The organism is Streptomyces inhibens (assembly GCF_003389455.1).
Classification (GTDB): Bacteria; Actinomycetota; Actinomycetes; order Streptomycetales; family Streptomycetaceae; genus Streptomyces; species Streptomyces inhibens.
The window spans coordinates 1-13,363 of sequence record NZ_QUAC01000477.1 but is presented as its reverse complement, the minus strand read 5'-3'; the positions used below and the strand labels follow the sequence as shown (position 1 = coordinate 13,363).

The window sequence follows — 13,363 nt, the reverse complement described above, 5'->3', positions numbered from 1 at the left end:
TCGGCTGCGCTTCAGCGTCCGCTCAGTGCCGCGAGAGCCGTATCGAGGTCCGCGCCGTGCGGGCGGTTGTACGGCAGCTTGCCGAGAACGGCAGCCATACCGCAGGTATTGGTCGCGGCCGAGAAGACCAGTCCTCCGGCGATGCCCGCCGAGATCAGCTGAAAGGCCGGGTGGACGAGGCCCAGGCCGAGGCCGGTCAGGACGAGCGCGCCGGCGGCCAGCCGCACCTGGCGCTCCATTCCCCAGACAGCGCGCATGGAGCCTTCGGGGCGGTGCAGGTCGTGACCCTCGGCCGCCCAGGCACCCGTGCCTCCGGCGAGGGACGCGGCGCTGATGCCGTGGTCGGCGAGGGTCCGGCAGGCGTTCTCGGAGCGGGCGCCGGACGCACACACCACGAGGATGTTGCCGCGGGACGCCGCCTGTTCGATCGCGGGCAGGGCGCGCCGGAGCTGGTCGAGGGGGATGTTGAGGGCGCCGGGCAGATGGCCGGAGGCGTACTCGCCGGGTGTGCGTACGTCGATGACGGTCAAGTCGTGCAGCCGGGAGTGGGCCTGGCCGATGTCGAGGGAAAGGGGGGTGGTCACAGGTGCCATCCTTGATTGTCGGCGGTGCCCCGAGCGGGGGAGTACATTACCCCTAGGGGTATTTTTTCGAGGAGTGATGGTGGAGCTGGATCTCGCGGGTGCGGAACTCAGAGCCGTGCTGAACCGGCTGCGCCGGGCACAGGGCCAGATCTCCGGAGTGATCCGGATGATCGAGGAAGGGCGCGACTGCGAAGAGGTCGTCACGCAGCTCGCCGCCGCGTCCCGCGCGCTCGACCGGGCGGGCTTCGCGATCATTGCCACCGGTCTGCAGCAGTGCCTGACCGACATCGACGGCAGCAAGAACACCGGTGAGGACCGCGAGCAGATGCGGGCCCGCTTGGAGAAGCTGTTCCTCTCGCTCGCCTGACGGGATGCGCTCGCCTGACGGCGTCCTGGTTCGCCGGCTCCCGGTCGGCGTACCGCACCGGCTGTTCCACCGCATGCGCCCGCGTCTCATAGCGCGGAGTCGACCAGCATGAACACGGCCAGGGCCAGCAGCGCCACCGCGAAGATCCGCTGCAACAGACCACCGGAGACCTTCGCGGCCAGGCGTTTGCCGTCCCAGGCTCCGAGTACGGCCGCGCCGGCGAACGGGCCGATGACCGCCCAGCGCAGACCGTCGGCGGTGCCCGCGCGGGCCGCCAGCGCCGCCAGTGAGTTGACCGTGATGACCAGCAGGCTGGTGGCGACCGCGGCTCGCATCCGCAGGCCGAGGACGCTCGTCAGCGCCGGTACGGCGAGGAAGCCGCCGCCGACGCCCAGCAAGCCGGTGACCGCGCCGAGTCCGGCGCCGGCAGCGGCGGCCCGCCCCGGCCGGACCGGGCGATCGCCGTCGATACCGTCCCGCCGCCTGAGCATACGCAGCGCGGCCAGCAGTGCGATGACGGCGAAGGCGCACGTCAGCAGGGCCGCGGGCACCTGCCCCGCCAATGTTCCGGCCAGCATGGCCGGGACGATGCCTGCCATGGCGAAGAGACTTCCGGTAGCCCAGTGGACGTTGCCGTCGCGGGCGTGCGCGTACAGGGCGGTGGCCGAGGTGGCGGTGACGATGACCAGGCTCGCGGTGGTCGCGGCGGCCGGGGTGAATCCGAGCAGGTAGATCAGAGCGGGGACGGCCAGCACACTGCCGCCGCCCCCGAGCGCCCCGAGCGCCAGTCCGATGACGGCACCGGCGGCCAGCGCGAGCAGCAGAGTACTCACGCTATCGAGCCGCCATCGCACCACTGGTCCACCACCGGGACGCCGGCCCCGGCCCATGCCTGCATCCCGCCGATCTCAGCGACGGCATCGCCGCCGGCGGCGGCGCGCTCCGCCGCCTGCTGGACGTTCACCCGGCCCGGGCCGCCTCGGAAGAAAGACATCGACACTCCTCTGCATCTCGCATGCTGCGGTGGCTCCCTGCCGGACCGTGCCCCACCGGATGCGCACGCGTCCGATTCCGGACTTCCGAACGGCGCACGGATCAGCTGGTGATGACGGCGAGCCCCGCCGCGGCGGCTGCGCCGAACGCGTCGTCCACGGCAACGACCTCGCGGCCCACGGCATCGAGCAGCGACGCCGCGATCCCGGCGCGCATACCGCCGGCGCAGTGCACCCACACCTCTCCCGCCGGGATCTCGTCGAGCCGCTGAGGGAGGGCGTGGATCGGGATGTGGACCGAGCCCTCGATGTGCCCGCCGGTGCGCTCGGAGTCCCGGCGGACGTCCAGTACGACGATGTCGTCGTCGGCCTCGCGCGCCGCCAGATCGGCGAACGTGCCGCGCCGGAAGGAGCTCAGCGACTCCCCGTCGCGGATCCAGGAGGCGGGTTCCCCGGTCGCCGCGGCGGCGGGCCGGTCGATGCCGACGCGGACCAGTTCACGCTGGGCCGCCGCCAACTGCTCCGGTGATGCGGCGAGCAGGGTCACGGGCTTGCCCCACGGAATCATCCAGGCCAGGTACGTCGCGACCTTGCCGTCGCCCTCGAAGTTGTAGGAGCCCGCGACATGGCCCCGGGCGAAGGCCACGCGGTTGCGCAGGTCGACGACCCACTCCCCCGCGGCAAGCCGGGCGGCGATGTCGTCGGCATCGGCGACGGCGGGCGGGGTCAGGTCGACGGGGGCCGGCCCGGCGGCATTGGCCGGACCCATGTGCGCGTAGTACGCGGGCACGTCCTCCAGGCCCGCCAGCAGATGGCGGACGAAGGTGTCCACGTCCTGAAGGAGCGCCTCGTTGACCGCCTTCTCCTTGCCGATGGTCGTGGCGTCGCCCCCGGCCTGGGAGGAGGAGCAGAAGCTGCCGAATCCGTGCGTGGGCAACACGGGTGTCTCGTCGGGCAGTTCGGCGGCGAGCCGGTGTGCGGAGGCGTACTGATCGCGGGCCAGCTGCGCGGTGAGCCGGGGCTCGACGAGATCCGGCCGGCCGACCGTGCCGATGAGCAGGGATCCGCCGGTGAACGCCGCAACGGCCGTTCCGGTCTCCTCCAGGACATAGGAGGTGTGGTGCGGAGTGTGGCCGGGGGTGGCCATGGCGCGCAGGATCAGGCCGGAGTCGATCTCCAGGGTGTCGCCGTCGTGGACGGGTACCCGTACGAAGGAGACCCGCGCCGCGGCCGGGACCAGGTAGGCGGCGCCGGTGATCCGGGCCAGCTCCAGGCCGCCGGTGACGTAGTCGTTGTGGATGTGCGTTTCCACGACATGCGCGAGGCGCACCCCTCGCCGGGCAGCCGCCACGATCACCTGGTCGATGTCCCTCGGCGGGTCCACGGCGACAGCCGTCCGGGCACCGCCGGCGAGATAGCTGCGATTCCCGAGCCCTGCCAGCTCGATGGTGTCGACAAAGAACACCTGGGCGCTCCTCTCAGATCATATTTACCCCCGGGGGTATGTTTCGACGGTAGCACGGTTACCCCCGGGGGTATCCTCGCGACGCTCGGATTGCCTGCCGCGGCCCGCTGGGCCGGACCCTGCACGCAGGCCTGGGTGGCGACATACCGCTCCCCGGAACGAATCAACCAACGCCGCACCGCACAGGCCGAGTTCCGGCTCCGTGCTCAAGCCCCGTGCTCAACTGGAGGGGGTGATCACACCGTGTTAACGTGAAGATATCCGTATCAGCCGGGCATTTACCCGCCTTCCTCGAATTCCGCAGAGGAGATGGTGGCCATGGCGCGGGACTCGCTGTTCCACGCGCCCCGGGCCGGCACGCAGGCCCGGACAGGCGAGGAGACCCCCTCCGCAGCCGCGGTGGACTGGGACGAATTACGGCGGCGGATGCGCGGAGCCTTGCTGCGGCCGGGAAATCCCGGGTTCGACGACGCCCGGAAGCTGTTCAACCCGCTCAACGACGACCACATACCGGCCGCGGTGGCGCAGTGCGCGTCGGTGGCCGATGTCAGCGAGGCGGTGCTGGCGGCCGGAAACCGGGTTCCGCTGGCCGCCCGCAGCGGTGGGCACTCCTACGTCGGCTACTCGGCGCCGCACGGCGGTCTCACCCTTGACCTGCGCCGCCTGTCGGCCGTGGAGGTCCAGCCGGACGGCACCGCGACCGTCGGCGCCGGCGCGGTGCTGCGGGATGTGTACAGCAGCCTCGGTCAGGCGAACCGCTGCCTGCCCGGAGGCTCCTGCTTCACCGTCGGCATCGCCGGGGTGACGCTGGGCGGCGGGATCGGCGTACTGCAACGCAAGTTCGGGCTCACGTGTGACCACCTCCTGGCCGCCGAGATCGTCACCGCGGACGGGAGAGCGCTCACGGCCTCCGCCACGCGGACCCCGGACCTGTTCTGGGCCCTGCGCGGGGGTGGCGGAGGCAATTTCGGGGTCGTCACACAGTTCACCTTTGCGACCGATCCGGCTCCGGCGCTGACGGTGTTCGTGGTCGGCTTCCCGGCGGGGAAGGTGGCCGAGGTGCTGAGCGCATGGCAACCGTGGATCACGGCAGCACCCCGGGAGCTGTGGGCAAACCTCAATATCTCGGGCGGGAGCCCGCCGAGTTGCCGGGTGGCCGGCTGCTTCGTCGGGCCGAGCAGCACCTGCAATCCACTGCTGGACGACCTGGTCTCGCGTTCCGGCGTCCTGCCCGACCGCCGAACCGTCCAGGACCGGGACTACTTCAATGCCATGCGCTTCTTCTCCGGCAAGCCGGACCGGGAGTCGTTCGTCGCCTCGTCACGGGTTCTGAGCGCGCCCACCCCCGATCCTGCCGCCCTGGCCGGTCTGCTCACCGGCCGCACAGGCATGGCGATCATCCTCGATGCGCTCGGCGGCGCGGTGGCCGATGTGGGTGTCCAGCAGACCGCTTTCCCGCACCGCACCGCATTCGCCACCGCCCAGATCTACGCGGGTGCCACCGCCGCGTCCGAGGCCGAGGTGACACGCAGCGTCGGCGAGGTCGTGGCGGGCCTGAACTCCCAGGGCATCGGGGGCGGTTATGTGAACTACATCGACCCGGCCCTGCCCGACTGGGCGAAGGCCTACTACGGCCCGAATCTGGAGCGCCTCCGCTCCGTCGCGCACGACTACGACCCGGACAACGTGTTCGACTTCGCGCAAGCAGTCAGCCGGGCCTGAATCGCGATCGCCGCACAGCCATCGGCCATCGCGGCGCGTGGCGATGGCCGATGGCTGTGCGCACGGCTCTGCCCACGGCCTTGCGCACGGCTCTTGCAACTGACGGCCCGTCAACCTAACCTTCCGGCACCCCCACCGCACCGGGGCGCTCGTACGGTCTCCCTACGATCCGTGCGCGGTGCAACGGGGCGGCGCGCCGCGTGCCGGAAGGACAGCCATGTCCGACGACAGCGCTCGAAAAAACTCCCTCACCCGCCGCACGCTCCTGACCGGGGCCGCCGCCGCGGGACTCGCCACGGCAGCCGGGCTACAGCCCGCTCATCGCGTCCCCGCGGGCAGCGCAGCGGCCACTCTCACCCCTCCGCCCGGCTTCCCCGCCGGCATCCCGCTCTCCCAACAGGCCTTCAGGAACTGGTCGTTGGAGATCGTCGTCGAGAACGTCTGGACGGCTACGGCCCGCACCCCCGACGACGTCGTCACCCTCGCGAACTGGGCTCATGAGCACAGCTACCGGTTACGGGCCCGGGGCAAGGGCCACACCTGGTCGCCGCTGGTGGTACCCGCCGGCGCCGACACCACCCGTACGGTCATCGTCGACACCACCTCCCACCTCACCGCGGTCAGTGTGCGCGGCGGCAGCCCAGGGAGCGTCACCGCGCAGGCGGGCGCGACCCTCGACACCATCCTCGCCCGCCTGGAGGAGTCGGGGCTCGGCCTCGCCACCACCACGGCGCCCGGCGACCTCACCATCGGCGGGGTGCTCGCCATCGGCGGCCATGGCACCGGCCTGCCCACCGCCACCGAACACCCGCCGGCGGGCTCCGGCTTCGGCACCCTGAGCTCGCAGGTCACCTCCCTCACCGCCGTGGTGTGGAGCGCGGCGGACGGCCGCTACGTGCTCAAGACCTTCACCCGCTCCGACCCGGACATCCGCGCCTTCCTCGTCCACCTGGGCCGCGCATTCATCACCGAGGTGACGATGACCGCCGCCGCGAACACCCGGCTGCGCTGCCAGAATTGGTACGACGTGAACGTGGCCACCGTCTTTGGACCACCCGGCGCCGGGGGCCGCACGATCAGCTCCTATCTGGACAGCACCGGGCGCATCGAGGCGATCTGGTTCCCGTTCACCGACGTGCCCTGGCTGAAGGTGTGGAGCGTGGCGCCCACCAAACCGCTGTTCGCCAAGCAGATCGACACCCCGTACGCCTACACCTTCGCCAACCGCGTCACCGAAGACATGTCGAAGCTGCTAGGGGAGATCGCCGCGGGCGGGGGCGACAAGACGCCCGCCTTCACCAAGCTCGCCATGTCCATCGTCGGCTCCGGGCTGATCGTCACCGGTACCTGGGACGTCTGGGGCTGGTCGAAGAACAGCCTGCTGTACGTGGAGCCGACGACCCTGCGGATCGTCGAAGCGGGGTGGGCGGTACTGACCTCCCGGGCGAATGTGCAGCGCGTGGTGAATGACTTCCACTCCCGCTACCAGAGCGTGCTGGCCGCTCACCAGAGCCGCGGGTCCTACCCGGTCAACGGCCCGATCGAGCTGCGTATCACCGGCACCGACCCCCTCGACGGCCCGTTCCTGTCCCCGGCCCGCGCCCACCCCGACCATCCCGAGTGGGACACCGTGGTGTGGCTCGACTTCGCCACCTATCCCGGCACGCCCGGCGCGGGCCCGTTCTTCCGCGAGCTGGAACAGTGGATCTGGCAGACCTACACGGGCTCGTACGCGACCGTACGTCCGGAGTGGTCGAAGGGCTGGGCCTATACGGACAGCGGACCGTGGACGGATCCCGCCACGCTGAGCCGCACCGTGCCGGCGGCGTTCGGCGACTGGCGCACCGCCCGGGACACCCTCAACTCCTACGACCCGGCACGGGTGTTTGCCAACGCCTTCCTCGACACCCTGCTGCCCTGAGCCTGTCCTGAGCCACTCCAGGAACGACGCCCGGTGCGGTGGCGCGAGGACGACCTGACGCCGCCGCACCGTCGGCGCGACGGCGCCCGCGGGGCGCCCGGTCGCAGGCACGCCGAAGTGCCCCAAGTGCCGTAAATCCAGCGTACCGCTACCTCATTCGCCCCGCTCGATGGGCCTCTTGACGCATTCCATCCCGTATGTCCCCCTTTAAACATGACGCATTTCAGCCGGCTCACGGCGAACCCGGGAGGCGCGTCATGGCCAGGGATCCGATGTACGACCTGGAGAAGGAACTGCCGTTCCGCGTCCTGACCGCGGAGGGCTGGGCGCACTGGAAGAGATGGGGCTATGTCATCGTGCGTGACGTGGTGCCGCAGGAGAAGGTGGAGCGTCTCGCCGCAACCCTGTGGGAGTTCACCGGGCTCGATCCGCACGACGAGGAAGCCTGGTACCGGCCGGACGCCGAGAACCATGCCATGCGGGATGTGGCCGGCAGCGGCATGGTGGAGATCTACCAGCACCAGCACCTGTGGGACATCCGCCAGGAGCCCCGGCTCTACGACGCGTTCGTCGACATCTGGGACCGCGAGGACCTGTGGGTCACGCTCGACCGCGCCAACCTCAACCCGCCCAACCGGCGCAACCGACGGTTCACCGGCTTCATCCACTGGGACATCGACACCTCCGTCGATCCCCTCCCCTTCGGGGTCCAGGGGGTCGTTTCGCTGGTGGACACCGATCCCGAGATGGGCGGTACACAGGCCTACCCGGAGATGTTCCGGGGGTTCGACGAGTGGGTGGCGAAACAGCCCGTGGACCGCGACCCCTGGCGGCCAGACACGGCCGGTATGGGCGAGCCCACACCACTGCCGACGAACGCGGGTGACCTGCTGGTCTTCAACAGCCTGCTGGCGCACGGCGTGCGGGAGAACACCTCGCAGCACCGGGTGCGCCTCGCTCAGTACGTCAGCATGTTCCCTGCCGACGAGAGCAACACCGCACTCGTGCAGGAGCGCATCACGTCATGGCGCGAGAAGACAGCCCCGAAGAATCCGGCCTTCCCCGGTGACCCTCGGGGCCGGGAGAAGCAGGACCCGGTGGCCGTGCTGACTCCGCTCGGCGAGCGGCTGCTCGGGCTCCGCTCCTGGCGGAACAGCGCGGTTTCCGCGCCGTGTTGACCGGGAGGGGGAGGGGCGCCGTTCAGCGCACCGACGCGGCCGGCGGACGTTCGCGTACGGCACCGTAGGCGAGGAAGTACGCCGGCACCCGGTTCAGCCATCGCGAGGTGGTGAGCAGTTCGGTCATCCGCTTGGCGCGCTTGGGGTTTCCGAAGGGCGGCCGGCCCGTCAGCACCGGTTCGATGACCCGCGCGTGGGCGAACCGCTGAAGTGCCTGGGTCAGGGCGGTGGTCGGCCACCGTCGGCGCTGGACCGCGCGTACGTCGCGCAGGCCCACGGCACCTCCGAGCAGCGGCTCGACGAGGTACCGGGCGGCGGCCACCGCGTCCTCGACGGCAAGGTTGATGCCGATACCGAAGACCGGTGACATCGCATGTGCCGCGTCGCCGATGCACAGCAGCCCCGGGCGGTGCCAGCGCCGGAGGCGGTCCAGCCGTACGTCGAGCAGCTTGACCTCGTCCCAGGACCGCAGCGCGTGCACCCGGTCCGCGAACCATGGGGCGGCGGCCGTGAAGTCGGCCATGAACGGCTCAAGTCCGGCGGCGCGGCGCTCGGCGTCCGTTCCCTTGAGGATCAGCGCGGCGCACTGCCAGTAATCCCCGCGGTCGATCATGGCGGTGAGGAACCGGTCGCCGACGCCTCCTACGAGCCCGTGCGGATCGCCCTCGCGCCGCGGCAGCCGGAACCACCAGGCGTCCATCGGGCAGGTGAACCTCCGCAGTCCCAGTTCGGGCAGCGACCGGGCCAGCGAGCCCCGGCCGTCGCAGGCCACCGTGAGGGTGGCCCGCAGCTCACCGGTACGGCCGTCGGACGTGCGGTACCGCACTCCTGTGACCCTCCCCACGCCCTCCACCAGGAAGTCCGTCGCCTCTGTGCTCATCCGTACGGAGAAGGACGGCTCCCGGCGGGCCTCGTCCGCCAGGAGATCGAGCAGGTCCCACTGCGGCACCATGGCGATGTAGTTGTATCTGCCCGGCAGCGCCCCGATGTCTCCGACGGTCACCAGCGAACGATCCGGGCCGAGCGGCAGCTGAACCGTCGTCACCCGCCGCTGCGGCAGACGGGCGAACCGCTCGGCCAGGCCCAGCTCCTCCAGCAGCGCCAGGGTGGACGGATGCACGGTGTCGCCGCGGAAGTCGCGCAGAAAGTCGCCGTGCTTCTCCAGGACCGTGACCTCCACACCGGCCCGGGCCAGCAGCAGACCGAGGACCATCCCGGCGGGGCCGCCGCCCACCACACAGCATGTCGTCCGCTCCATCGCCACCGCTCCTTGCCGCGAAACCCCGGAGCCCACCACCTCAGCACACATACCCTCAGATCCGAGCGCTCCGCCGCAAAGGCTCTTCCTTTTCCTGCGGACGCCATGCGTGAACCCCGGAACTGGAGGTTCCGGGGTTCTGGCCGGCTCTGCCGGTATCGAGATGCACCAGCGGGCCGAGTAACGCTACTGGCGCTGACGCCTTACCGCGAGGGGCGCTGTCAGACGCCGCTGGTCTGCACGGTGGCGAGGGCGGCGAGCTGCGCGACGGGCACGGAGGGCGCGAGGGACTGGGCGGTCCCGACCGCGTCACCGATGCTCACGGACGCACCGTGACCGTCGACGTCGGCACCGGCGCTGGCGACGCCACCGGAAATGGTGTCCAGCTCGCTGTCGGAAATCTCGCAGGTCTCGACATCAGAGGTGAAGCCCTTACGCATGGCTTTCCCTTCCCTTCAATTCTCTGAGGTTCCTGAAGTGGCGCCGGCCGGGTTGAGGCAGAGTAAACACGAAACAAATGCACAGCAATTCCGACCGGTTCGACGGACGCCTGATGCCCGAACCCGGGCACATATAATTGCGGCTGCCGCACTCGCAGGATGCAATCACGGCAACGGACCGTCAGGCAACTTACCGTCCGGTTTTCCACCGAGGCGCACCCAGACCCCGCCATGCGCGCTGAAGTGCAGCTTTGTCAGCCAGTTGCCGACGAATCCCGCCGCAGGGAATCTACTGGTCAACGCTCGCGTAAAAGCCCTGCAAATGCCCCCGGGTGGCATATCAGCATTTACGCATCGGCGAACGCCCAACCATGCGAGATGACAGGAGATGTCCGCATCTTCCGCGTATCACTGCACGAGGGAACCGAAAACGGAATTTAGCGGAAGACTTCATCGGGGAATCCGGTATGCCGTTCCACGCAGAGGCAGGCTGCATACGCAGAGTCGATGGCTGGGCCTCGGCCACCACACGGTCGCGCCACCACACCGTCGCCAAGAACGCAACACGGGCGAGCCATGCGCGTTACCGCACCCCGTAACGTCCCTTCATCTGGGCTAATCCGGGTGAATAGGTGCGCGCCACCGCAGATGACCGGGTACCTATGCCCCGTCCAGCCGCCATAGGTACCGGACCTCACCGTCAGATCCCCTATCTGGAGCTCCGCATGGAACCCGACGCGCCCGCATTGAACTGCCCCTTCGACTATGCCGAGGCCCTCGAATTCGACCCGACGCTCAAGCGCCTGCTGACCGACGAGCCCGTCGCGCGCATCCGGCTGCCTCATGGTGAAGGGGAGGCCTGGCTGGTCACCCGCTACGACGACGTGCGTACGGTCACCACCGACCGCCGCTTCAGCCGCAAGGCCATCATCGGCCGGAACTTCCCGCGGATGACGCCTGAGCCGATCGTTCAGGACGAGGCCATCAACCTGATGGACCCACCGGGCAGCAGCCGGCTGCGCGGGCTCATCTCCAAGGGTTTCGCGCCGCGCCACATCGAACGCATGCGGGTCCGTACCCAGCGTGTCGTGGACGAGCTGCTGGACCGGATGGCGGAGTACGGCTCCCCCGCCGACCTCATGGAGCACCTGGCGGGCCCGCTGCCCCTGATCACGATCTGCGAGGTTCTCGACATCCCCGAGTCCGACCAGGCGCAACTGCGGGCTCACGCGCGGACCATGATGGACACCACGATCGACAACCGGGAGAACGCGGTACACGCCAAGGCCGAGCTTCGCTCCTACTTCAGCACGCTGACCGCGCAACGGCGCGCGAACCCCGGCGACGACCTGATCAGCACGCTGGCCACCGCCCGCGACGGGGACGAGATCCTCGACGACCAGGAGCTCACCGTCATGGCGATGGTCCTGCTCATCACCGGCCAGGACACCACCACGTACGAGATCGGCAACATCGCCTACACACTGCTCACTCGCCCCAAGGAGCTCGCCATGGTGCGGGCCCGGCCCGAGTTGCTCCCGCAGGCCATCGATGAAATGTTGCGGTTCATTCCGTTCCGCAAGGGCGTCGGTATCCCCCGCGTCGCCCTGGAGGACGTGGAACTGAGCGGCGTGCTGATCCGGGCAGGGGACATCGTGCACGTCTCCTATCTGACCGCCAACCGGGACAGCCGGAAATTCGACCGTCCCGACGAGCTGGACCTGGAACGCACCGGTACACAGCACATGACGTTCGGCTGGGGTGGACATCACTGCCTGGGTGCCCCGCTCGCCGCCACGGAACTGGAAGTGGCCCTCGGGACCCTGCTGGACCGCTTCCCCGACCTGCGGCTGGCGAAGCCGGCCCAGGAAGTGCGCTGGAACGCGACGTCCATCTGGCGTTATCCGCTTGAGCTGCCGGTGGTGTGGTGACAAAGCCGGCACTGGACGTGTTCTGCCGTCCTCGATGATGCGTCGGCGCCCGGAGGACGGCAACCGGAGTAATGCGCGGGATCCCGGCCGGTATTTCGCTCGACATGCGGCCCTCAACCGTCTGGCGTAGCGTCAAGTCTCGTGGCCAAGAGCGACGTGCCGGACACGACCTGCCCGGCACGACGAGAACTCAACCTTCGGCGCTCAGCCCGAGCGCATCCGTCCAGGGAATATCGAGCTCGGCGCCGGCGAACCGCCCAGCGGTCCGTTTCCCGTCACATTCCGCGCGTACCTCGTACCTCGCGCCGCGGACAGCGCGCCGCGGACAGCGGATACCCCCGGCCGGCTAACACCCCAGGTCCGGCCAGGCCGCACGGCGTGGGCCATTGCCCGATAGGAGGAGATCCATGGCGGTTCTGTGCAAACCGGCAATAGCGGTCCCCGACTACGTCATCACCAATGAGGAAACCCTCGAACTGGCCCGTAGGTTGCACGGCGACCATCGGGAGCTGCGCCTCGTTCTCCGTCTGATAGAGAACACCGGGGTACTCAAACGACATCTGGTCCAGCCGATAGACACGGTGCTGAAGCATCCGGGGCTCGACGCCCGCAGCGCCATCTACGAAGCGGAATCCAAGGCTCGTGTGCCGGACGTGGTGCGCAAGGCACTCGATCAGGCAGAACTCGAGCCGCAGGAGATAGACCTGATCATCTACGTCTCCTGCACCGGATTCATGATGCCGTCCCTGACCGCATGGCTCATCAACAAGATGGGCTTCCGGTCGGAGACACGCCAGATGCCCATCGCGCAGCTCGGCTGTGCCGCGGGCGGCGCGGCCGTCAACCGGGCCCATGACTACTGCACGGCGTACCCCGACGCCAATGTGCTCATCGTGGCCTGTGAGTTCTGCTCGCTGTGCTACCAGCCCACCGATCTGGGTGTGGGGTCGCTGCTGTCCAACGGCCTGTTCGGCGACGGGATCGCCGCCGCCGTGGTGCGTGGCAACGGGGGCACCGGGGTCCGCCTGGAACGCAACGGCTCGTACCTCATCCCGCACACCGAGGACTGGATCTCCTACGCGGTCCGGTCCACGGGCTTCCACTTCCAGCTCGACAAGCGCGTGCCCGGGACCATGGAGCCGCTCACCCCGGCCCTCCGGGCCGTCGCGGAACAGCACCAGTGGAACGCCGGCAAGCTGGACTTCTACATCGTCCACGCGGGTGGTCCGCGCATCCTGGACGACCTGTGCCGCTTCCTCGAAGTGCCGCCCGATGCGTTCCGCTTCAGCCGCGCCACGCTCACCGAGTACGGCAATATCGCCAGCGCGGTGGTGCTGGACGCCCTTGGCCGCATGTTCGACGAAGCCTCGGCCCTCGACGGCCACCGCGGCCTGCTGGCCGGCTTCGGTCCCGGCATCACCGCCGAGATCGCCCTGGGCACCTGGACCTCGGAATCCTGAGGTGGCGGGGCGACCGGCGCCGCCGCGGCCGGACCGCGGCGGCGC

Annotated in this window: 12 protein-coding genes; 6 read left to right on the top strand and 6 right to left on the bottom strand. The window is 69.5% G+C overall.

Translation table 11 applies throughout. The features are described 5' to 3' along the window. Positions 1–11: 11 nt before the first annotated feature. Positions 12–584 (bottom strand): rhodanese-like domain-containing protein, encoded by a 573-nt coding sequence (locus DY245_RS41660; RefSeq protein ID WP_128512325.1) that lies wholly within the window; start codon positions 582–584, stop codon positions 12–14. A 79-nt stretch (positions 585–663) separates the two neighbouring features. On the opposite strand from DY245_RS41660, the gene DY245_RS41655 reads away from it, so the two are divergent. Continuing rightward, positions 664–951 carry a metal-sensitive transcriptional regulator gene (locus tag DY245_RS41655; protein ID WP_128512335.1) on the top strand — a complete coding sequence of 96 codons (288 nt, stop codon included), beginning with the start codon at positions 664–666 and terminating at the stop codon, positions 949–951. An 86-nt stretch (positions 952–1,037) separates the two neighbouring features. Here the strand turns inward: DY245_RS41655 and DY245_RS41650 are convergent, their stop codons facing one another. The 3 genes from DY245_RS41650 to DY245_RS41645 all read right to left on the bottom strand — a co-directional run bounded on the left by DY245_RS41650 (position 1,038) and on the right by DY245_RS41645 (position 3,408). Continuing rightward, on the bottom strand, positions 1,038–1,784 hold the full coding sequence (locus DY245_RS41650) for a sulfite exporter TauE/SafE family protein (protein ID WP_128512324.1): 747 nt from the start codon (positions 1,782–1,784) through the stop codon (positions 1,038–1,040). Then, positions 1,781–1,945 (bottom strand): hypothetical protein, encoded by a 165-nt coding sequence (locus DY245_RS45020; protein ID WP_181924089.1) that lies wholly within the window; start codon positions 1,943–1,945, stop codon positions 1,781–1,783. Before DY245_RS45020 ends, DY245_RS41650 begins: the two co-directional genes overlap by 4 nt. A gap of 101 nt (positions 1,946–2,046) precedes the next feature. Next, entirely contained in the window at positions 2,047–3,408 is a 1,362-nt protein-coding gene (locus DY245_RS41645) for an MBL fold metallo-hydrolase (protein ID WP_128512323.1), read from the bottom strand. A gap of 318 nt (positions 3,409–3,726) precedes the next feature. Here DY245_RS41645 and DY245_RS41640 point away from each other — a divergent pair, with 318 nt between their 5' ends. The 3 genes from DY245_RS41640 (at position 3,727) to DY245_RS41630 (ending at position 8,229) form a co-directional block, all read left to right on the top strand. Further along, entirely contained in the window at positions 3,727–5,130 is a 1,404-nt protein-coding gene (locus DY245_RS41640) for an FAD-binding oxidoreductase (RefSeq protein ID WP_244943593.1), read from the top strand. A gap of 217 nt (positions 5,131–5,347) precedes the next feature. Then, the gene (locus DY245_RS41635; protein WP_128512321.1) at positions 5,348–7,051 is read left to right on the top strand and encodes a cholesterol oxidase substrate-binding domain-containing protein; all 1,704 of its coding nucleotides are present in this window, start codon (positions 5,348–5,350) and stop codon (positions 7,049–7,051) included. Positions 7,052–7,308: 257 nt separating this feature from the next. Continuing rightward, complete coding sequence (locus DY245_RS41630) at positions 7,309–8,229, top strand: phytanoyl-CoA dioxygenase family protein (RefSeq protein WP_128512320.1); 921 nt, start codon at positions 7,309–7,311, stop codon at positions 8,227–8,229. Positions 8,230–8,251: 22 nt separating this feature from the next. On the opposite strand, the gene DY245_RS41625 is transcribed toward DY245_RS41630, so the two are convergent. Next, complete coding sequence (locus DY245_RS41625; protein ID WP_128512319.1) at positions 8,252–9,487, bottom strand: FAD-dependent oxidoreductase; 1,236 nt, start codon at positions 9,485–9,487, stop codon at positions 8,252–8,254. Positions 9,488–9,708: 221 nt separating this feature from the next. Next, positions 9,709–9,927: a hypothetical protein gene (locus DY245_RS41620; RefSeq protein WP_128512318.1), complete on the bottom strand. Its 219-nt coding sequence runs from the start codon at positions 9,925–9,927 to the stop codon at positions 9,709–9,711. A 725-nt stretch (positions 9,928–10,652) separates the two neighbouring features. Between DY245_RS41620 and DY245_RS41615 the strand changes: the two genes are divergently transcribed. Next, positions 10,653–11,858, top strand: a complete 1,206-nt coding sequence (locus tag DY245_RS41615) for a cytochrome P450 (RefSeq protein WP_128512317.1) — start codon at positions 10,653–10,655, stop codon at positions 11,856–11,858. Between the two features lie 407 nt (positions 11,859–12,265). Further along, on the top strand, positions 12,266–13,318 hold the full coding sequence (locus tag DY245_RS41610; protein ID WP_128512316.1) for a type III polyketide synthase: 1,053 nt from the start codon (positions 12,266–12,268) through the stop codon (positions 13,316–13,318). Positions 13,319–13,363 lie beyond the last annotated feature (45 nt).